This window comes from Tatumella sp. JGM130 (assembly GCF_018257525.1).
In the GTDB taxonomy this organism is placed as follows: Bacteria; Pseudomonadota; Gammaproteobacteria; order Enterobacterales; family Enterobacteriaceae; genus Tatumella; species Tatumella punctata.
On record NZ_JAERJS010000018.1, the window covers coordinates 1 to 20,821 of the forward strand.

Below are 20,821 nucleotides of genomic sequence, written 5' to 3' on the forward strand. Positions count from 1 at the left end.
TTAGTGTTTTGGCGAATACAAAACTAACCACTTTTACCGCCGTTTTCTATTAATTCACGCTAAGGTGCGATGAACCTAAAAAATAACCGCCATTATCAGCATATATCTTCGCCTGTGCCGGTAAAGCCCGTTTCAAAGCCTCAACGGCCAGCTTTTTACGCTGAGCAAGCTGCCGGCGTAAGCGTTTGAGGTGAAGATCATAATGCTGGCTTTGCAGAAAATCGGCTAATGCCAGCTGTATCGGTGTACTGACAGATAAAGTGCTCATCAGCTGTAACTGCTGAATGCGGATCCCATGACCACGACTGACTACCCAGCCGATACGGAATCCGGCGGCCAGATCTTTGGAAAAAGATCCACAATGCAGTACCGTCCCCTGCCGATCCCACGCCAGTGCCGGCAGAGGAGCCTGCTCTCCCTGCCATAAATTGGTGTACACATCATCTTCAATCAGGGCTACCTGGTTTTGTTCCAGTAATCTGACCAGTTGCTGTTTGCGCTCTGCAGTCAGAGTGTACCCCAGCGGATTCTGACAGTTTGTCATCAGCCAGCAGGCTTTTATCGGCCAGCGTTTTAATGCCTGCTGAAGTTTTTGTAAATCAATACCTTCACCGGGCAGCGCCGGAATTGCCAGCGCCTTTAGTCTGAGTCTCTCTATTGCCTGTAATGCACCATAAAAAGCCGGGCTTTCAATAATCACCCAGTCACCGGGTTCGGTCACCGCCTGCAGGCTGAGATTCAGCGCATCCATCGCGCCATTAGTGATCACAATATCATCAGGGGAGACAATAATGCCCTGGCGGGTATAACGTCTCGCCAGTACTTTCCGCAAATCGACATTACCCGGAGGCAGATTATCGACGGCATCCCCTGCCGATAAACGCCGGGAGACACTGGTCAGTGAACGCATCAGTTGCTGTAAGGGGAACAGGTCAGGGTCAGGGTCAGGAAAAGCGGAACCAAAAGGAACGACCTGCGGATCCCTGCTGGCCTGTAATACATCAAACACAAAACGGTTTGTCTCAGTCTGTTCACTCTGGACCACCGCCGCTGCCCCGTCAGACACCTGCGGAGCCACATAGTAACCGGACTGCGGACGGGAGATAATCCAGCCCTGACTTTCCAGCAACGCATAAGCATTCATCACTGTCATCAGGCTGACTTGTTGCTGTTCCGCCTGATGCCTTAATGACGGCAGTTTATCACCCGACTGCCAGATCCCTGCATTAATTTGCTGCTGTAATTGCTGTGCAATTTGCTGAAATTTACTCACATTACCCCGGGGATAATCGGTCTGACGTGTACCTGTATAACAGGTCTGCCGCCAGAGAAAACAGGTCAGGCACTGACTTTTTGTGAACCCGTTTACGGGCAGGCTGGCGACATCGCTGATGCATTACAATGCAGCGGAATATCAGCGAATGTCAGCTGTTCAGGTGGAACAGGACGACTGAAATAGAACCCCTGCAGAGTATCACATCCCAGCCGGGTTAACTGCTGCTGCTGCTGTTCGGTCTCCACACCTTCTGCCACAATATTCAGGTTCATACTTTTGGCTAATTCAATCATCATCGCCAGTAACCGGGTATCAGCCGCAGGCTTATTCATTTCCCGGACAAAAGTGCGGTCAATTTTAAGTTCACTGGCCGGCATACTTTGCAGGTATAACAGACTTGAGTAGCCGCTACCAAAGTCATCAATCGACACCTTAATCCCGTGCTCTTTCAGTGCTGCCAGGATACGAATAGTTTCTGCGGGCGAGCGCATCGCTGTGGTCTCACTAATTTCCAGGAGCAGTTTATCCGCAGGAATATTATTGACTGCCAGCGCATTCAGCACCACCGACAGCAGCGTTTGCTGTTCAAATTGTAAAGCTGAGAGATTCACCGACACAGAGAGTGCCGTTTTCCCCTGAGCATGCCAGCACCCGAGCTGGCGACAGGCTTCATTGATCACCCACTCTCCCAGCGGGATAATCAGCCCGCTGGTTTCGGCGACCGGCAGAAATTTCTCCGGAGGAAGTAACCCGCGGGCCGGATGCTGCCAGCGTATCAGCGCTTCATAACCGACAGTATGACCATGACGGGCATCGTTTTTTGGCTGGTAGAACAGGCGCAGCTCATTATGATGCAGCGCCCGCCATAGCTCGTTTTTCAGTTCCAGACGGGTTTTGCCGGGCGGCGTCATATTTGCCCGGTAGATACTGTAGCCATTACGGCCATTATTTTTGGTATGGTACATCGCAACATCTGCGTTAAAGATCATCTCCCGGCCTTGTGTTCCATGTTGCGGATACCGGGCAATACCAATACTGAGAGAAACCATCAGTTCATATTCACATATCAGAAACGGCTGGCCGATTGCCCTGACCATCAGGGCAGCAATATTCCCGTCATCACGGGTCGTCGTTGCCGGGGCCAGTAAAATAAACTCATCTCCCCCCACCCGCGCCAGTACATGCTCTGGCCCGATAATATTTTTCAGGCGTCCGGCGACCGCCTTTAACAAGCGGTCCCCCGTATGATGCCCGTAAGCATCATTCACCATTTTAAAACCATCCAGATCAAGGAACATCAGTGAAAATTCCGCCCCTCCGGCAGAGGTTTTCGCAATACACAGCTCCAGTTGCTCTTCAAGAAAAGCCCGGTTAGGTAATAAGGTCAGGGGATCATGCATCGCCAGTTTCTGCAACTCCTGGTTAGCAACACACAGTTTTCTCGCCAGCCGGGTAGTTTTGATTTGCGAGTCAACCATGCAGAGCAACAAACTGCTTCCCGGCACAATGAGTGCAGACAGGAATACCCACACGGCCAGAGCGGTCTGCTTAATCCCCCCGCCAGTAACGTAGCTTCCCTGCGGGAAACTGGCCGCCTGCATGCCAATACAGTGCACCACGGTAATTGCCGTACCCATGACCAGTGCAGCCTGCAACCGGCGGATCAACAGGCCATTTTCGATATTTTGCAGGCGAAATGCCAGCCACAGTGCCACACCAGACGCAATATAGGCCACCAGTACCGATACCATGACCAGCCCGTAATGCCATTCAATTCCCGGTTGTACCAGCAGGCTATACATGCCGATATAATGCATTCCCGCGATACCGCTCCCCAGCCAGACAGCCCCGCGGATGATATCCAGCCATCCCGGCTGACGGCGACCAATAACCCGGGATAGTCCGGCAATAGAAGCGGCAATCACAATAAAGAGTGACACCACGATGTAGCCGGGTCTGTAGTGCATAGACATGGGAAAAATCATCGCCAGCACCCCGGTAAAGTGCATTGACCAGACACCAACCCCCATCGCAATACCGGCTACCGCCAGCCATAATTTAGGTTTCCATCCGCGGGAACTGGTCACTCGCCCCGCCGCATCCAGGGCAGTAAACGAAGAGATCAGGGCAATAATCAGAGAAGTTAACAGCAGCCATTTATTCCAGGATACATCCAGCATAGTGACTCCCGTTGCCTTGGATGAATAAGTGAAGGTGAAAATAACAGGGACAAAAAGATGCTGTCATTTTCATTTACGGCATACCGGCCATCACGCGGATATAAGTAGCGTAATTTATTGATTAACCTGCTCAGGCACTGTCAGGTAATATTGTGATGGTGGAAATACACTTATGGCGTGCGATAACGAATGTTGCACATTGAAAACTGCCAGATAAATTTCTGTCGGCACATATATTACGACAGATAATCCTGCCCTAACAAACTTTAATCAATCTTATATGATAAATATCCATCAGGATAAGAACAGGCAGCTGACCGGCCGCCGTAACGCCTGCAACCCTGTATCAGTGAGAAATAGCCACTCATCCATGAATGGCCCGGCTCTACAGATGGCGCAGTACTCCGGTATTTTTTTTCTGCTGATAACGACGGAGCAGATAACCAATACATAAGGTGCCGGCTAATCCGCAACACCCGGCAAACGTCAGCCAGGCACCCGGCATCGATTTATCCCCGCTGATATGAATAAGATAACTGGAGACCGCCGGGGTAAAGCCACCGAATAACGCCGTTGCCAGGCTGTATGCCAGAGAAAAACCGGCGGCACGGACCTCTGCAGGCATAACCTCAGCCAGGTACACCACCATCGACCCGTTATAGCTGGCATATAAAAATGACAGCCACAGCTCAGCTGTCAGTAAATGGCTGAATGAAGGGGCTGCAACCATCCATTTCAGTACCGGCCAGGCAGTTAGCATCGTCAGTAGTGTAAAGATAATCAGTAACGGACGACGTCCGACACGATCCGATACCGTTCCCATGACCGGTAACCAGAACAGATTAGAAATACCGATCAGCAAGGTAACCACAAAACTCTGAGGGTCCGTCATCATCAAGGCGGTTTTACCAAAGGTCGGGGTAAATGCGGTGATCATATAAAACATCACGGTAGTGGTGACAACCATCAGCATACCCGCCACAACCAGGGCCCAGTTACTGGCCACCGAACGCATAATATCGATCATCCCCGGACGATGTTTACGCTGTTTAAAACTCTCCGTTTCTTCAAGCATACGGCGAATATAAAAAAGGAAGGGCACAATCAGGCATCCGACCACAAACGGTATACGCCACCCCCAGTCCGTCACTTGTCCCTTATCCAGCCATTGATTGAGCATCAGTCCCAGTAATGCTGCAAAAATCACTGATAACTGCTGACTCGCCGATTGCCAGCTGACATAAAATCCCTTACGGCCTGGCGGTGCAATTTCTGATAAATAGACCGAAACACCGCCCAGTTCCACCCCGGCGGAAAAGCCCTGCAATAAACGCCCGGCCAGAATAATCAGGGGAGCCGCGGCCCCCAGGGTCTGGTATCCGGGCGTCAGAGCGATAGTCAGTGTGCCCATAGCCATCAATATCAGCGTCAGTAACAGCCCTTTACGACGCCCGTGATGATCAATGTAAGCCCCGAGAATAATCGCGCCCAGCGGGCGCATTAAGAAACCGGCGCCGAAGGTCATCAGTGTCAGCATCAGCGAAGAATAAGGGTCAGAACCGGGGAAAAAGGTTTTGGCGATAGCCGTCGCGTAATAGCCAAATACCATAAAGTCATACATTTCCAGGAAGTTACCGCTGGTTACCCGGAAAATAGTTTTAGCCGCGTGTTTTTTTACTGCCGGAGAAGGGGTTACAGATAGATTCATTGCTGTTGCCTGCCTTTATTATTTTAATCGGTCACACCGGTTTACCCCGAATATCAGAGGAAAGATGTGATAGCAGTCATCTTTATACTTTACATAAGAATACAAATAAGTAACAAAATAAAAACAAAAAGTGTACTGCGGCAGTAAAGTCTTCTGCTGAAAGTGCAAAAAAAAGGGCATATCCTGATGGATACACCCTTATGTGCGCTGAATATATCAGTGATCAGTGTGTGGTACTCTCCAGCCCCATCAGGCCGATTTTCAGGTACCCGGCAGCGCGCAGTTCATCCATGACACTCATCAGAGTGGCATAATCCACATCTTTATCGGCCTGGAAAAAGATAGTGGTTTCTTTATTACTGCCTGTCAGTCCGTCAATAGCCGAAATCAGTTGCTCTTTAGTCACCTCATCATTACCAACGTATAACTGTTTGTCAGCTTTAATGCTCAGGTAAACCGGTTTATCGGGACGAGGCTGCGGTGCACTGGTTGATGCCGGCAGGTTCACTTTTACATCGACGGTCGCCAAAGGCGCGGCCACCATAAAAATGATCAGCAGTACTAACATAACGTCAATAAATGGCGTCACGTTAATTTCACTCATTTCACCATCGCTTTCTAAATCATCGTTCAGACGCATAGCCATAACAATTAACTCACCCGCAGTTTATGGGCAGATGTGTGCGGCAGATCCTGTGAACCATTTTGCCTGGCCAGATCCAGATCACGGCTTTGCAGCAGCAGTACCTGAGCAGCTGTATCACCTAATGATGCTTTATAGCCGGCAATCATCCGTGCGAATACGTTATAAATCACAACCGCAGGGATCGCAGCAACCAGCCCGATGGCTGTTGCCAGCAGGGCTTCAGCAATCCCCGGTGCAACCACCGCCAGGTTAGTCGTTTGTGTTTTCGCAATACCGATAAAACTGTTCATAATGCCCCAGACGGTACCGAACAGACCGATAAACGGGGCGACAGAACCAATCGTTGCCAGAAAACCGTTACCCCGTGAGGCATAACGTCCGATGGCTGCAACTTTTCGTTCCAGACGAAAACCGGTCCGATCTTTAATGCCGTCTCTGTCTTCTGCACCCGCCGAGAGTTGGCGTTCATCCAGCGCTTCGGCAATCAGGTGGCGACAATGGCTGCTGGCAGTAAATTTTTCAGATACAGTTACTGCCTGCTGTAAGGTGCTGACGTCTTTCAGGGCTTTTTGCTCTGCTTTAAGCCGGCGTCTTGCTGAGCTGAGTTCAGTAAACTTGCCGAAAAAAATGGCCCAGGTAACCACGGAAGCCAGCAATAAGCCAATCATGACAATTTTTACTACGATATCAGCATGCTGGTACATGCCTAAAACGGACAGATCCGTTTGCATAAAATCATTAGTTACCACGTACGCCACCCCATCTTAACGAGTAATATCTTGCAATCCCGCGATGATACCAAACCACAGCTTTATTGATAGTAGTTATCATTAGTATTTACAAAATATTCCATTGACAGCAGAGAGATACTGCCCGTCTGAGGGAAGATCATCCCGCCAGAGTACTGTCATTTATTATGAGTCAATTTGTCATTCTGTGAAGGGTTTTTCAGTTCATACTCTGGCCTGAATGATATTTCATGTTAACTTGTCATGCAGGACTCTTTTGGCAGAGCAGGAACCAATGACAGATAAAAAAACAGATAAAAAACTGGAAACCAGTCTGATCAGTGCTGGCAGAAAAAAACGTTATACGGCGGGCGCAGTAAATAGTGTCATTCAGCGTGCTTCTTCACTGGTCTTTGATACGGTTGCCGAAAAAAAACGGGCGACCGCAGGACGCACCCGCGGAGAGCTGTTTTATGGACGGCGTGGTACCCTGACCCACTTTTCGTTACAGGATGCTATGACCGAACTGGAAAATGGTGCCGGTTGTGCGTTATACCCTTGCGGGGCCGCGGCGGTAACCAATGCCATTCTGGCGTTTGTCGAAAGCGGTGATCACGTGCTGATGAGCGGTTCAGTTTATGAACCTACCCGCGATTTTTGCAATGTCATACTGCGCAAGCTCAATGTATCAACAACTTTTTTCCCCCACACTTGTGGCAGTGAAATAACCCAATGGGTCCGTCCGGATACCCGTATCGTATTTCTGGAATCCCCGGCGTCGATCACCATGGAAGTTCAGGATATCCCGGCAATAGTCGCCGCTATCCGGCAGCAGGCGCCCGATGCCATTATTATGATGGATAATACCTGGGCTGCCGGAGTGCTTTTCAATGCGCTCGATTTCGGTATTGATATTTCTATTCAGGCGGGCACGAAATACCTGATAGGCCACTCAGATGCGATGGTGGGGACCGCGGTCGCTAATGCCCGTTGCTGGGATACTCTGCGGGAAAACTCATATCTGATGGGGCAAATGGTGGATGCCGATACTGCCTATATGACATCGCGCGGCTTACGGACTCTGGCAGTGAGGCTCCGCCAGCATGAAGAAAGCAGTATTAAAGTTGCCGAATGGCTGGCAGGACGCGAAGAGGTCTGGCGGGTTAATCATCCGGCATTGCCCCAGTCACCGGGCCACCATTTCTGGAAACGTGATTTTTCCGGCAGCAGCGGCCTGTTTTCATTTATTTTGCGTCGCCAGCTGTCGCGTGAAGCTCTGGCTGATTTCCTGGATAACTTCCGGCATTTCAGTATGGCGTACTCCTGGGGCGGTTATGAATCGCTGATTCTGGCGAATCAGCCACAGGAAATTGCCGCAATCCGTCCGCAGGGAGAACCCCTGTTACCCGGTACGCTGGTACGTCTGCATATAGGTCTGGAAAATGTGGATGATTTAATCGGTGATTTAACTGATGGCTTTGACCGGCTGGCACGCCATCCGGAATAATACTGATAGGGTTATGCTGTCTTCCGGGACTGTATTGCATTACGGCCTGACCACAGTCAGGTAACAGGATAATAAATGAGTGTTCTACATGAGATAATCCGGGCGTTATGGCACCAGGATTTCGCTGTACTGGCGGATCCACAGGTGATCTGGGTTGTCTACGCGGTTATGTTCTGCATGCTATTTCTGGAAAATGGGTTATTACCGGCGGCATTTTTACCCGGCGACAGCCTGCTACTGCTGGCCGGGGCAATGATTGCCAAAGGCGTTATGAGTTTTATCCCTGCCCTGCTGATACTGACCTGTGCCGCCAGCCTCGGATTCTGGGCTGGCTATTTACAAGGGCGCTGGCTGGGGAACACCCGGCTGGTTCAGGGGTGGCTGAAACACCTTCCGGAAAAATACCATCAGCGGGCCTGGCAGATGTTTAACCGCCATGGGCTGGTCGCTCTGCTGGCCGGCAGGTTTCTGGCATTTATACGCACTATTCTGCCAACGATGGCCGGGATTTCCGGATTAGGCCACCTCCGCTTTCAGTTGTTTAACTGGTTAAGTGGCCTGCTGTGGGTTTTGTTGCTGGTCGCGCTGGGATATGGCATCAGCCATGTTCCTTTTATTAAACAGCATGAAGATCAGATGATGGCAGTATTAATGCTGCTGCCATTGCTGCTGCTGGCCGGTGGTTTATGCGGCAGCCTGATTTTCCTGTGGAAAAAAAAGCGCCACACCTCAGCCTGACCCCTGCACATCAGGCCGTTTTCGGCCTGATGTGCCCTCCCTCACTCCGGCCAGACGGCGGCTATCCTTTCCCGGTGCCCGCCACCAAGATCAGTACTACACTTACCCTTATTTAGCATAACCTGACGAATTTTTTGCTACGGAGGAAACTAATATGTCCGGACAACCTTTCATCAAATTACACGATGGCCGGCTGATGCCACAACTGGGACTGGGTGTATGGCAGGCAACGGTCGATCAAACCCGCCAGGCCGTGAGCTATGCACTGAAAACCGGCTATCGCTCTATTGATACTGCCGCTATTTATCAAAATGAAGCAGGGGTCGGCCAGGCCATTCAGGACTCTGATATTCCCCGTGAAGAACTGTTTATTACCACCAAACTCTGGAATACAGACCAACTCCATGCCGCGGAAGCCCTGCAAACCAGCCTGCAAAAACTACAGCTTGATTATATTGACCTGTATCTTCTTCACTGGCCCTGCCCGCAAAATAATCACTATATTGCCGCCTGGCAGCAGCTAATTGAATTACAGCAGCAGGGACTGATCAAAAGTATCGGGGTATGTAATTTTCAGCAGCAACATCTGCAGGCCATTATCCGTGAGACAGGCGTAACCCCTGTTATTAACCAGATTGAACTGCATCCGCTGTTTCAGCAACGCCCGCTGCATGCCTGGAACGGGTTGCACCATATTCAGACTGAGTCCTGGAGCCCGCTGGCACAAGGCGGAAAAGGGGTTTTCGACCAGCCGCAGATCCGCGCGCTGGCAGAAAAATATGCAAAGACTCCCGCACAAATCGTTATCCGCTGGCATATTGATAACGGCCTGGTAGTGATACCAAAATCTGTCACTGATACACGTATCGCAGAAAACTTTGCGGTATTTGATTTCAGACTGGAAAAAGAAGAGTTAACGGCTCTGGCAGCGCTTGATGCCGGCCAGCGTCTCGGCCCGGATCCGGATAATTTTAATAAAGTCTGATAAACGCAGGCCAGGGAACGGCCTGCCGTGTCCACTACCGTCCCTGCGCCAGTACAGACAAATCATCACCAAAGAGACGATGATAATTCATCCCTTCGATGACCTGCCCGCCAGCAGCCTGATAAAAAGCCTGCACTTTTTTATCCGTTGCCGAAGATAACCAGTCCAGTCGGTAGCACTCTTGCTCGCAGGCTTGCCGGGCAATAAACTGCATCAGCAGTTTGCCGATCCCCTGCCGCCGGTATGCCGCCGAAACAAATAATTCCTTAATAAACATTTGTCCGCTAAAACGCGGGGCCGGATACATGACAGAGACACAGGCAAAAGCAACAACGTTCCTCTGTAACGTCACTTTATATACTGCGGTGCCGGAGCGAGGAGCCAACACCCGGGTAATGCCAGCAATTCATTTCAATAAAAATATCGGCCAGTTCCTGATATTCATCCGCCTGGCATACGGTGACCTGCGGTCGCGCTTCCGGTTGTGAAGGGGCTAACTGAACAGTTGTCATCGCTACTCCATCCGTTAATCAGGGCTATGTCCTTCCATAGGCGGTGTATCAGCATATTACTTTTTTCAGGGCTGATCATTTTCTCTGTCCCCCCGCTCACTGAGCCCGAATGTTTATACAGTGCGGACAGCGACTGACTATCTGTAAAAACGCCCGTCGATGCCCCCGGAGGTACAGCATTATCCCTGAGACAATTTCATCTTCCCGATAAACAGAGGCAAAGTACCGCTAATTTATCGCCTGCTGTACCATCAGCTGACCTGCGCAACCACCATCCGCCAGCTCAAGATTCTGGCTGTAGTAAACAAACGGAAAATGTTCCGACGAGCTGCAGGGGAACGTCACCAGTAACTCGACGCTGCCATCCACCCAGACGGTATCCTTCCAGCCCCGATCTTCGGCCATTGGCAGTGCACCATTCACACTGCGTATCAGAAACATGGCCCCCTGAATATGAAATGCCTGTGGCTTGTCGGCCTGTACCGTCCAGCGTTCAGTACTGCCCTGGCGCACCACCGTATCAATTCGCAGGGTATCCCGGGCGACGCCATTGATCCCCGCCGGAGAGTTTTCTAAGGTTATCTGACGGCTGGCAGTCACATTACCTGCTTGTGACATCGCTGCCAGAACGGTCGGCAAACCATCGGTGACCAGCGGTAATAAGCCGGTAGGACGCAGGGTCAGCACCAGAGTCGAGGTGAGTACGGAGGATGGCTGGAAAATACCCTTAATACGTTCCATAAAGGTCGCAGGGGTACCGGCGGTGATAGAAACATCATTTCCCTGGGATAAGTCGACCAGTACTTCACGGCGCTCGCCGGGGGCCAGAGACAACTGGCGGACGGTCACAGGCGCGGGTAAAAAACCCTGATCACCGGCAATCACGGTGAATGGACGATCATCGCTGAGTTGTAGCTGGTAACGACGGGCATTGGAAGCGTTTAGCAACCGTAACCGCACCCAGCCACGGGACACATTCACGTACGGACTGCGGATACCGTTGGTCAGCAGAATATCGCCGTAAAATCCCTGCTCAGCCCCGCTGTCATACACCGGGGAGCCGAAGTTATCCAGTCGCTTATCCTGAATAATCAGCGGAAAGTCATCAACACCATAGTGCTTAGGCAGTGCCAGTGACTTGCTGTTATCGTCTTCAATCAGCCACATTCCGGCCAGACCGTTATAGACATGAGGTGCCATATGGCGGGGGGTATCTGCATGATACCAGCAGGTCGCAGCGGGCTGACGCACCGGCAGGACAGGCGCCCAGTCAACATTCGGTGAAATCTGCCGCGGTGCGCCACCATTTAATGCACCCTGTACCTGCAAGCCACTGACGGTCATTGATACCGGTTCCGGCAGACGGTTACTGTAAATCAGCTTAACATCATCACCGTTATGTACCCGCACGGTAGGGCCCAGGTAAATACCATTAAACCCCCATACGGGGGCTTTGGTTGTTCCGTTAAACGCCCAGTGACTGGCTTGCATAGTCAGAAACAGTGGCTGGCCACGACGTGACTCCAGCAGCGGTGGTACCGGCAGTGCATTTTCACCGGCATCAGCCGCCAGAGCTGCACGTGGCAGTACCGTGCTGCCGAGCGCTGCACCGGCAGATAACTGAAGAAACTGACGTCTGTTAAAAGACATATACTCCTGACCTTATACTGATAACACCACCGGTGTTAGTTCACGACAAACCATCAACGTTATCCGCCAGACCATACCGACTGCGGCGATACTGTTATTTTTCCTGCGTGCGGCGGGCCACTTCTTTATTCAGTTCATCAAGGCGCGCAGACATCAGTTCACGGCAGTGGGTCGCCAGCTTACGAGCCGACTGACCTTCAAACTGTTTGATATCTACCGGAGGTAACATTTCAACAATCACCAGCCCGTTGCGCCAGCGATTGAGTTTTATCTTATTATGGGTATCAGAGATCACAATTGGGATCACCGGAACACCGGCCGCCAGCGCAGCATGAAATGCACCGGTTTTAAACGGAAGCAGCCCGCGTCCGCGGCTGCGGGTACCTTCAGGAAACATCCAGAACGAGATCCGTTTCTTTTTAAACTGAGACACCACATCGTTGATCGTATCATGGGCCTTGGTCCGGTTATCGCGGTCGATCAGCAAATTCCCGGTCAGCCAGTATAACTGTCCGAAGAACGGGACCCAGGCCAGGCTTTTTTTCCCTACAGTGACCGTCGGTGGCTGCACCATATTTGCTGCCGTTACCATATCGTAATTGTTCTGATGGTTTGCGATATAAATGGCATTACCGAAGTTTTCCGCACCTTCGGGTTTACGCAGCTCAACACGGATACCAAATACTTTATTCAGGCGGCCAAAGGCATGCGCGAAAGTCGCGACATGGCGCGGGTTCCTTGGTGAGAAACAACACCATAAACAGCCAAACACACAGACAATAACCGAATAGATAATAACGATAAGAGCGCGCAAAATTAACAGCATAACAACCTCTTAATAGCAGCCTGCTTTACTTCTTTCGCTAAAAAGCAGACAGAACATTCACTGCCGGTGCTATCACACCGCAGTGATCATCAGAACAACAATAAACAGCCAGCAAGTATAACGGTTTTTTTAGCCGCCGCGTTACCTGCCGGCAGCGTTCTCAGTCCGTCGCTGCTGCGGTATTGTTATCCGCAGCAGGTGTTTCAATATCAACACGATCAATGCGCTGCAACCCGCGTGGTAACAAAGTACCGCGCCGTCCGCGCTCGGTTCTGAATTTTTGTAAATCATCTTCACGCAGTGTGAGTTTTCGCTTACCGACATGTAATGTCACCACACTCAGTGGCGGCAGTAATAACAGCCAGACGACTTTATCGGTGCCGGCAGCGGCTTCAGCGGCCGGAATGGAGATAATCTTGTTACCCTTACCTTTCGATAACTGAGGCAGGTCTTTCACCGGGAACATAAGCATTCGTCCGGCAGCCGTAATCACCATCAACCGATCTTCATCGTTATTAACCGCCAGTGGCGTCATGACTCTGGCATTTTTCGGTAACGAAAGCATAGCCTTACCGGCACGATTACGCGACTGTAAATCGTTAAAGGTACAGATAAAACCGTATCCGGCGTCAGAGGCCATCAGTAACCGTTGATCGTCCGCTTCCATCAGTACATGTTCGACGACTGCTCCCGGCGGCGGGGTCAGTTTCCCGGTCAGGGGTTCCCCCTGGCCACGGGCCGAAGGCAGACTGTTCGGATCTAAGGTATAACTGCGGCCGGCGGAGTCCAGAAACGACACCGGCAGATTGCTTTTGCCTTTGGCGGATGCAAGGTAGCTGTCACCGGCCTTATAACTGAGTCCGGCAGGATCAATATCATGCCCTTTGGCACTGCGTACCCAACCCATTTGTGATAACACCACGGTCACAGGTTCAGAAGGTACCAAATCTGTTTCGCTGATCGCTTTTGCTTCGCTACGTTCACGTAACGGTGAACGGCGATCATCACCATAGGTTTTACTGTCCGCCTGCAATTCTTTCTTCAGCAGAGTATCCATTTTCCGTCCGGAAGCCAGTAATGCCTGTAGCTCATCACGTTCTTTGGCCAGCGCATCCTGCTCGGTGCGGATTTTCATCTCTTCCAGTCTGGCAAGATGACGCAATTTCAGTTCAAGGATCGCTTCAGCCTGAGTATCGCTGATAGAAAAACGTGACATCAGCAATGCTTTTGGCTGGTCTTCGCTGCGAATAATTTCAATCACTTCATCTATATTCAGGAAAGCAGTCAGCAGCCCTTCAAGAATATGCAGACGGTTCAGCACCTTATCCAGCCGGAAGTTTAAACGTTTACGTACCGTATCACGACGATAGACCAGCCATTCACTGAGGATTTCCAGCAAATTTTTTACCGCAGGACGGTTATCCAGGCCGATCATATTCAGGTTAATACGATAACTTTTTTCCAGATCCGTGGTGGCAAACAGGTGATTCATCAGCGGTTCAGCGTCAACCCGGTTGGAACGCGGCACAATCACTAGCCGGGTCGGATTTTCGTGATCAGACTCATCACGCAGATCCTCTACCATAGGCAGTTTTTTATTACGCATCTGGGCGGCGATCTGTTCCATCACCCGCGCACCGGATACCTGATGAGGCAGCGCAGTGATAATCAGTTCACCGTCTTCTTTTTTCCATACGGCACGCTGCCGCACACTGCCACGCCCGCTGGCATAGATTTTTCGGATCTCACTGCGCGGGGTAATAATTTCCGCGTCTGTCGGGAAATCCGGGCCCTGAACAATATCCAGCAATTGATCCAGGGTGGTTGCTGGCTTATCAATCAGTGTTATGGCAGCATCGGCAACTTCACGTAAATTGTGTGGCGGAATATCCGTTGCCATCCCGACGGCAATTCCGGTCGTACCGTTTAACAGAATATTCGGTAAGCGGGCAGGCAGCATTTTCGGCTCCTGCAGCGTCCCGTCAAAGTTAGCGACATAATCGACAGTGCCCTGTCCCAGCTCACCAAGTAACAGCTCGGCATATTTTGATAAGCGGGATTCCGTATAACGCATGGCAGCAAAGGATTTCGGATCATCCGGCGCACCCCAGTTTCCCTGGCCATCCACCAGCGGATAACGGTAAGAGAAAGGCTGCGCCATTAATACCATCGCTTCATAGCAGGCACTGTCACCGTGCGGATGATATTTACCCAGAACATCACCGACCGTACGGGCCGATTTCTTAAATTTTGCGCTGGCATTTAATCCCAGCTCAGACATTGCATAAATAATACGCCGCTGAACCGGTTTTAAGCCGTCCCCGATATAGGGTAATGCCCTGTCCATGATCACGTACATGGAGTAGTTCAGATAGGCATTTTCGGTAAATTTGTGCAATGCAAGACGTTCTGCACCGTCCCGGGTCATGTCACTCATTGTTAATCAATCCTCACTTCGCGGCCAGCCAGACACTCGTCGGTGGCGGTTATCTGGCGGGGATAGTACCTTATTCGCCGTAGTTAGTCACAGGGGCGTTACGCGGCTACCAAGCCTTGTGCCGCGAATGAGGGTTAAAACATCAGTCGTACTCATCTCTGAATACCGGCCACAGGATCAGGCATTACTTTTTGTATTTTTTCCCGGCAGATCTTCAGGGGGTTACTGACCTGCGGATCTGTGACGGCATCCACCGATTATTGCAGTCTCTGCAAAAGTATTATGCTCAGCCAACCATTTTTTTTTATCTGCCGGCAGTTAACAATATACAGAGACCAGTTAAGAGGAAAAAACGATGAGTAACATCCTGATTATTGACGGAGGCACCACATTTGGTCATTCCGCCGGACGCCTGAACCACACGCTCAGTGAGCAGGGCGCCGCGGAACTACGTCGTCTGGGCCACGAGGTATCGGTTACCCGTGTCGATCAGCCGTACTATATTGAGGCCGAGATCGAGAAATTTGTCCGCAATGATGTGGTGATCCTGCAAATGCCCGGCTGGTGGATGGGAGAGCCCTGGACCGTGAAAAAATATATCGATGAAGTGTTCACCTATGGTCATGGCCGCTTATATGCCAGTGACGGCCGTACCCGTGCAGACAGTGAAAAGAAATATGGTTCCGGCGGATTACTGCAGGGGAAAAAATATATGCTGTCACTGACCTGGAATGCGCCGTTACAGGCCTTTACCGATCCACAGCAGTTCTTTGAGGGCAGTGGCGTGGACGGTGTCTATCTTCATACCCATAAAGCATTCCAGTTTCTGGGGATGAGTGGCCTGCCAACCTTTATCTGTAATGATGTAATTAAAGATCCTCAGGTGCCGCTGTATATTGAAAATTACCAACAGCACCTGCAGCAAATATTCGGTTAATGCTTACCGGGATATCCCGGTGCCAGTAACAGGCCGTGTTCTGTCACGGCCTGTTGCAGATAATCGAGGAAACAGCGAATACGAACCGCCAGTGCCGTGTTGCGGTAATACACCGCATGTACCGGCAATAACATACTCTGAATTTCCTGCCCGAGAATCGGTACCAGTTTGCCTTCGTTCACCGCTGCTGCCGATGCAAAGTCAGATAACCGGGCAATCCCCTGGCCGGCTATCGCCAGTTGTAAGATTGTCTCACCACTCGATGCCCGCAGCGTCGGGGTTATCTGCATAAATTCCTGGCGGGCATTAAACAGCGGCCAGTGGTTATGTACCAGAGGCTGAGTGAAACCCAGCGTACGATGGACGGAAAGCTGCTCACTGTGTTCAGGCGTTCCGTAACGCTGCAGATAGCCGGGGCTGGCAAACAAACGTAACGGACTGTAGCCCAGAATCCGGGCATGGATCCCGGAGTCGGGCAGGGTTCCCATGCGGATCGCAATATCTGTCTGTTGTTCCAGCAGATCAATCGGCAAATCATCGGTCGTCAGTTCCGGCTCAATCTGCGGATAGCGCCCGAGGAATTCTCCGAGTAAGGGGACGATAATATGCTGCATAAACGAAGGTGCCGTATTGATACGCAGCCGGCCTGAGGGCGTTTCCCGGCGTACAGCCAGCTCCTCTTCTGCTGAGGCCATTGCGGCCAGGATTTTCCTGGCTCGTTGTAAAAACAGGCTGCCCTCCGGGGTCAGGGCCATCCGCCGCGTGGTGCGCTGCATCAGTGTGGTATCCAGCTTATTTTCCAGCCGGCTGAGTGAACGACTGACCGAAGATACGGTCATCGTCAGTTGATCTGCCGCCGCGGTAATCGACCCGCTATCCACTACCGCTATCCAGATGCGCATATCTTCAAGTGTGACTTTCATTATTCTTTTCCGGCAACGCCTGAGCGTATCAGGTAATCACCGCCAGTGTGCCACCTGCCAGCAGCCTGATACCAGCAAGGCCGCACAAAATACCTGTTTATCATGGTCACTATAATAATTTGTAAAAAAACAGCGACAAAAAAGAAGCAAATTTTATTCTATCTTCTATACACTTCTGCTTTTCACTGAGTCTTATGCATCAGAATCCGCCGTTCCATTCTTAACACTCTTTAGGGGACTAATGAATACATCTCGTCAGGGAATTTATCTGGTATTACTCGCGGCAACCCTCTGGGGAAGCTCAGGTGTTGCTGCCCAATACTTATTCGAAAATTATCTGTTCAGTGCCGGTGGCATAACCATGATCCGCCTGATTGCCGCAGGGTTATTGCTCAGTATACTGGGTGTTCTGCAAGGGAATCACCCTTTAGCAATGTTCCGGCAACGCCAGGCCCTGTTGAAACTTATTATTTTCAGCCTGTTCGGAACCCTGATGGTACAGCTGTCTTTTCTGATGACTATCGAGAAAACTAACGCCGCAACTGCGACAGTTTTGCAATTTCTGGCACCGGTTGTGCTGGTGCTATACAACATGATAGCCAGAAAACGTTTACCCGGAGCCGTTATTTGTCTCGCAGTACTGACATCACTGGCCGGCACTCTGCTGATGGCAACCCACGGGCACCTGACGTCATTGCAACTTTCGGTCACAGGGCTGGTATGGGGGCTGATTTCTGCCTGTGCCGCGGCTTTTAACTCCTCCTACTCCTCGGGACTGATCCGCCAGTTTGGTACCCTGCCGGTGGTCGGGATAAGTATGTTAATTGCCGGATGTTCGTTAATGCCCTTTTATCTGCCGGGTCTGAATTTACACCAGCTGGATACTGCCGGCTGGTCGGCAATGGGTTTCCTGGTACTGATCGGCACCGCATTAACTTTTAGTTTATTTCTTAAAGGTGCCTTTCTGACCGGTAGCCAGAACGCCAGCGTACTGAGTTGCGCGGAACCTCTCAGCAGTGCCTTGCTGTCGGTATTACTGTTAGGAGTCTCTTTCGGGATAGCTGAATGGACAGGGTCGTTACTGATCATGCTGTCGGTGGTATTTATTACCCTGGCACCCGATCCTGAACGTTCCAAAAGGAAGTTAACTTCTTTGTAACTGTTATCACCGGCCAGTCGGTGCCGCTGAGCCGGCTGACCGGGTGCAACAAATATCCGGCAGGCTGTCTGCCGGAAAATAATCAGACCTCGATATCCACTTTATCGCCGCGTTCCTGCAGCCAGTTACGACGATCTTCAGCGCGTTTTTTTGCCAGCAGCATATCCATCACTTTCAGGGTTTCGTCAACATCGTCGTCATCGACTGTCAGTTGTACCAGACGGCGGGTATTGGGATCGAGAGTGGTTTCCCTTAACTGCATCGGGTTCATCTCACCCAGCCCTTTAAAGCGCTGCACATTAACTTTGCCGCGTTTACGTTGCAGTTGTTCTAAAACCCCGGCTTTTTCATCTTCATCCAGAGCGTAATAGACTTCTTTTCCGAGATCGATACGGTAAAGAGGCGGCATCGCGACATACACATGTCCCCCTTTCACCAGTGCACGGAAATGGCGGACAAACAGTGCACATAGCAGGGTCGCGATATGCAGTCCGTCGGAGTCTGCATCGGCCAGGATACAGATTTTACCGTAGCGCAACAGGCTAAGATCTTCACTGTCCGGATCGATACCAATAGCAACCGAAATATCATGTACTTCCTGAGAGGCAAGCACTTCATCAGAAGAGACTTCCCAGGTATTCAGTATCTTCCCTTTCAGCGGCATAATTGCCTGATACTCACGGTCACGGGCCTGTTTAGCCGAGCCACCCGCAGAGTCACCTTCCACCAGGAATAATTCGGTCCGGTTCAGATCCTGAGCGGTACAATCGGCCAGTTTTCCTGGCAGTGCCGGACCACTGGTAATTTTTTTACGTACTACTTTTTTTGCGGCTCGCATGCGCCGCTGAGCACTGGCGATGGCCATTTCAGCCAGCTGTTCAGCCAGCTGAACATTCTGGTTCAGCCACAGACTAAAAGCATCTTTTACCACGGCCGAGACAAAAGCCGCTGTCTGTCGCGAGGAGAGACGTTCTTTGGTCTGTCCGGCAAACTGAGGATCCTGCATTTTTACCGATAATACATAGGCACAACGATCCCAGATATCTTCTGCAGACAATTTGACGCCGCGGGGCAGAATATTGCGGTATTCACAGAAGGTGCGCATCGCATCCAGCAGGCCCTGACGCAGACCATTAACATGAGTCCCGCCCTGCATGGTCGGGATCAGGTTGACATAACTTTCAGTCAGTAACTCTCCCCCTTCCGGCAGCCACAACAGTGCCCAGTCTGCCGCTTCGGTCTCTCCGGAGAAGCTGCCGACGAATGGCTGTTCCGGTAAAGTTACCAGTCCGTCGACCGCTTCTTTCAGATAGTCGGTCAGTCCGTCCTGGTAGCACCAGCGCTGTTCAGTGTTGTTACTTTTATCACGGAAAATAATTTCCACGCCGGGACAGAGGACAGCTTTTGCTTTCAGCAGATGTGCCAGACGTGATACAGAAAAGCGCGGGCTGTCGAAAAATGAGGCATCGGGCCAGAAACGCACCCGGGTACCACTATTACGCCGGCCCACGGTACCGGTAACCCGTAAATCTTCTACTTTTTCACCGTTCTCAAAAGCCATTTCATAGACTTCACCACCACGGCGAACGGCAACATCCACCCGCGTTGACAGGGCGTTCACTACCGAAATCCCCACCCCGTGCAATCCGCCGGAGAACTGGTAGTTTTTGTTGGAAAACTTTCCTCCCGCATGCAGACGACAGAAAATCAGTTCGATAGCCGGAACCCCTTCTTCAGGGTGAATATCGACCGGCATTCCCCGTCCATCATCAATCACTTCCAGTGACTGATCGGCATGCAAAATTACTTCAACACGTTTGGCATGTCCGGCCAGTGCTTCATCGATACTGTTATCGATTACTTCCTGCCCAAGATGGTTAGGACGCGTGGTATCCGTATACATGCCGGGCCGCCGACGGACAGGCTCAAGCCCGGTCAGTACCTCAATAGCATCCGCGTTATAACTTGATTGAGTCATCGTTCTCTTTTCGTTTGTTCTTGAATTTGCTCAGACAGCAGTGAGACTAGTCGCCGGCGATAGCCAGGAAATCAATCAGCTGTTGAAAGTATCGGTTAAATCCGGTGAAGGCATGATCCCCGCCCGCTTCGACGGTTTGCCGGCAGGCGGCGTAGTATTGCAGGGCCTGACGATAGTCAAGAACCTCATCTCCGGTCTGTAATAACAACCAGATCAGGTCCGGTGATATCAGGGGATCAATATACATAGCCTTCAGATCATAGATATGGCGAGACTCTAACACATAATGCTGACCGGTGTACGGGTTCCGGTTTTCACCCAGAAAGTCTTCCAGTAGTTCAAAAGGCCGGGTCGCAGGATTTATCACAACGGCCGGCAGCGTAAAGCGTTGTGACAGCCAGGTGGCGTAATAGCCCCCGAGTGAAGAACCAACAATTCCCAACGGCTGGCCGGCATAATCTGTCACCAGCGTTTCCAGCATTGCTGCGGCCTGGTCCGGACAGTCAGGTAACTGCGGGATAATCATCGTTATATGTGGGTAATGCCGCTGCATCCACTGTAGCAACTGCGTGGCTTTTGCCGAGTGCGGAGAACTGTTAAAACCGTGCAAATAGAGCAGAGTGGACATTAA

Annotated in this window: 18 protein-coding genes; 5 read left to right on the plus strand and 13 right to left on the minus strand. The window is 51.1% G+C overall.

Going from position 1 to position 20,821, the window contains the following annotated elements; all coding sequences use genetic code 11:
- Window positions 1-49 precede the first annotated feature (49 nt).
- From JK211_RS09930 to exbB, 5 genes are all read right to left on the minus strand, one after another.
- A complete protein-coding gene (locus JK211_RS09930; protein WP_212708519.1) occupies window positions 50-1,273 on the minus strand; it encodes a PLP-dependent aminotransferase family protein in 1,224 nt (407 codons plus the stop codon).
- 92 nt (window positions 1,274-1,365) lie between these two features.
- A complete protein-coding gene (locus JK211_RS09935; RefSeq protein WP_212708520.1) occupies window positions 1,366-3,456 on the minus strand; it encodes a bifunctional diguanylate cyclase/phosphodiesterase in 2,091 nt (696 codons plus the stop codon).
- A 385-nt stretch (window positions 3,457-3,841) separates the two neighbouring features.
- Window positions 3,842-5,164, minus strand: a complete 1,323-nt coding sequence (locus JK211_RS09940) for an MFS transporter (protein ID WP_212708521.1) — start codon at window positions 5,162-5,164, stop codon at window positions 3,842-3,844.
- A 223-nt stretch (window positions 5,165-5,387) separates the two neighbouring features.
- Window positions 5,388-5,810: a TonB system transport protein ExbD gene (gene exbD / locus JK211_RS09945; RefSeq protein ID WP_212708522.1), complete on the minus strand. Its 423-nt coding sequence runs from the start codon at window positions 5,808-5,810 to the stop codon at window positions 5,388-5,390.
- Window positions 5,811-5,815: 5 nt separating this feature from the next.
- Window positions 5,816-6,541 carry a tol-pal system-associated acyl-CoA thioesterase gene (gene exbB, locus JK211_RS09950; RefSeq protein ID WP_212708582.1) on the minus strand — a complete coding sequence of 242 codons (726 nt, stop codon included), beginning with the start codon at window positions 6,539-6,541 and terminating at the stop codon, window positions 5,816-5,818.
- Window positions 6,542-6,833: 292 nt separating this feature from the next.
- Between exbB and metC the strand changes: the two genes are divergently transcribed.
- The 3 genes from metC (at window position 6,834) to dkgA (ending at window position 9,768) form a co-directional block, all read left to right on the plus strand.
- A complete protein-coding gene (gene metC, locus JK211_RS09955; RefSeq protein ID WP_249213118.1) occupies window positions 6,834-8,045 on the plus strand; it encodes a cystathionine beta-lyase in 1,212 nt (403 codons plus the stop codon).
- 75 nt (window positions 8,046-8,120) lie between these two features.
- On the plus strand, window positions 8,121-8,783 hold the full coding sequence (locus JK211_RS09960) for a DedA family protein (RefSeq protein ID WP_212708524.1): 663 nt from the start codon (window positions 8,121-8,123) through the stop codon (window positions 8,781-8,783).
- Window positions 8,784-8,937: 154 nt separating this feature from the next.
- A complete protein-coding gene (dkgA, locus tag JK211_RS09965; RefSeq protein ID WP_212708525.1) occupies window positions 8,938-9,768 on the plus strand; it encodes a 2,5-didehydrogluconate reductase DkgA in 831 nt (276 codons plus the stop codon).
- A gap of 34 nt (window positions 9,769-9,802) precedes the next feature.
- Here the strand turns inward: dkgA and JK211_RS09970 are convergent, their stop codons facing one another.
- The 5 genes from JK211_RS09970 to parC all read right to left on the minus strand — a co-directional run bounded on the left by JK211_RS09970 (window position 9,803) and on the right by parC (window position 15,193).
- Window positions 9,803-10,120, minus strand: coding sequence for a GNAT family N-acetyltransferase (locus JK211_RS09970; protein WP_212708526.1), 318 nt, complete (start codon window positions 10,118-10,120; stop codon window positions 9,803-9,805).
- A gap of 1 nt (window position 10,121) precedes the next feature.
- Entirely contained in the window at window positions 10,122-10,280 is a 159-nt protein-coding gene (locus tag JK211_RS09975) for a hypothetical protein (protein WP_212708527.1), read from the minus strand.
- 228 nt (window positions 10,281-10,508) lie between these two features.
- On the minus strand, window positions 10,509-11,930 hold the full coding sequence (gene ftsP, locus JK211_RS09980; RefSeq protein WP_212708528.1) for a cell division protein FtsP: 1,422 nt from the start codon (window positions 11,928-11,930) through the stop codon (window positions 10,509-10,511).
- Window positions 11,931-12,024: 94 nt separating this feature from the next.
- Window positions 12,025-12,756, minus strand: coding sequence for a 1-acylglycerol-3-phosphate O-acyltransferase (locus JK211_RS09985; RefSeq protein ID WP_212708529.1), 732 nt, complete (start codon window positions 12,754-12,756; stop codon window positions 12,025-12,027).
- A 160-nt stretch (window positions 12,757-12,916) separates the two neighbouring features.
- Complete coding sequence (gene parC, locus JK211_RS09990; RefSeq protein ID WP_212708530.1) at window positions 12,917-15,193, minus strand: DNA topoisomerase IV subunit A; 2,277 nt, start codon at window positions 15,191-15,193, stop codon at window positions 12,917-12,919.
- Between the two features lie 355 nt (window positions 15,194-15,548).
- On the opposite strand from parC, the gene JK211_RS09995 reads away from it, so the two are divergent.
- Window positions 15,549-16,130, plus strand: coding sequence for an NAD(P)H-dependent oxidoreductase (locus JK211_RS09995; RefSeq protein ID WP_212708531.1), 582 nt, complete (start codon window positions 15,549-15,551; stop codon window positions 16,128-16,130).
- On the opposite strand, the gene JK211_RS10000 is transcribed toward JK211_RS09995, so the two are convergent.
- Window positions 16,127-17,053 carry a LysR substrate-binding domain-containing protein gene (locus JK211_RS10000; RefSeq protein WP_212708532.1) on the minus strand — a complete coding sequence of 309 codons (927 nt, stop codon included), beginning with the start codon at window positions 17,051-17,053 and terminating at the stop codon, window positions 16,127-16,129. The two genes, JK211_RS09995 and JK211_RS10000, sit on opposite strands and share 4 nt — an antisense overlap.
- Before the next feature lie 241 nt (window positions 17,054-17,294).
- Between JK211_RS10000 and JK211_RS10005 the strand changes: the two genes are divergently transcribed.
- Window positions 17,295-18,212: a DMT family transporter gene (locus tag JK211_RS10005; protein WP_212708533.1), complete on the plus strand. Its 918-nt coding sequence runs from the start codon at window positions 17,295-17,297 to the stop codon at window positions 18,210-18,212.
- An 82-nt stretch (window positions 18,213-18,294) separates the two neighbouring features.
- Here JK211_RS10005 and parE read toward each other — a convergent pair whose 3' ends face one another.
- On the minus strand, window positions 18,295-20,190 hold the full coding sequence (gene parE, locus JK211_RS10010; protein WP_212708534.1) for a DNA topoisomerase IV subunit B: 1,896 nt from the start codon (window positions 20,188-20,190) through the stop codon (window positions 18,295-18,297).
- A 46-nt stretch (window positions 20,191-20,236) separates the two neighbouring features.
- Window positions 20,237-20,818, minus strand: a complete 582-nt coding sequence (gene yqiA, locus JK211_RS10015; RefSeq protein WP_212708535.1) for an esterase YqiA — start codon at window positions 20,816-20,818, stop codon at window positions 20,237-20,239.
- Window positions 20,819-20,821: the final 3 nt, after the last annotated feature.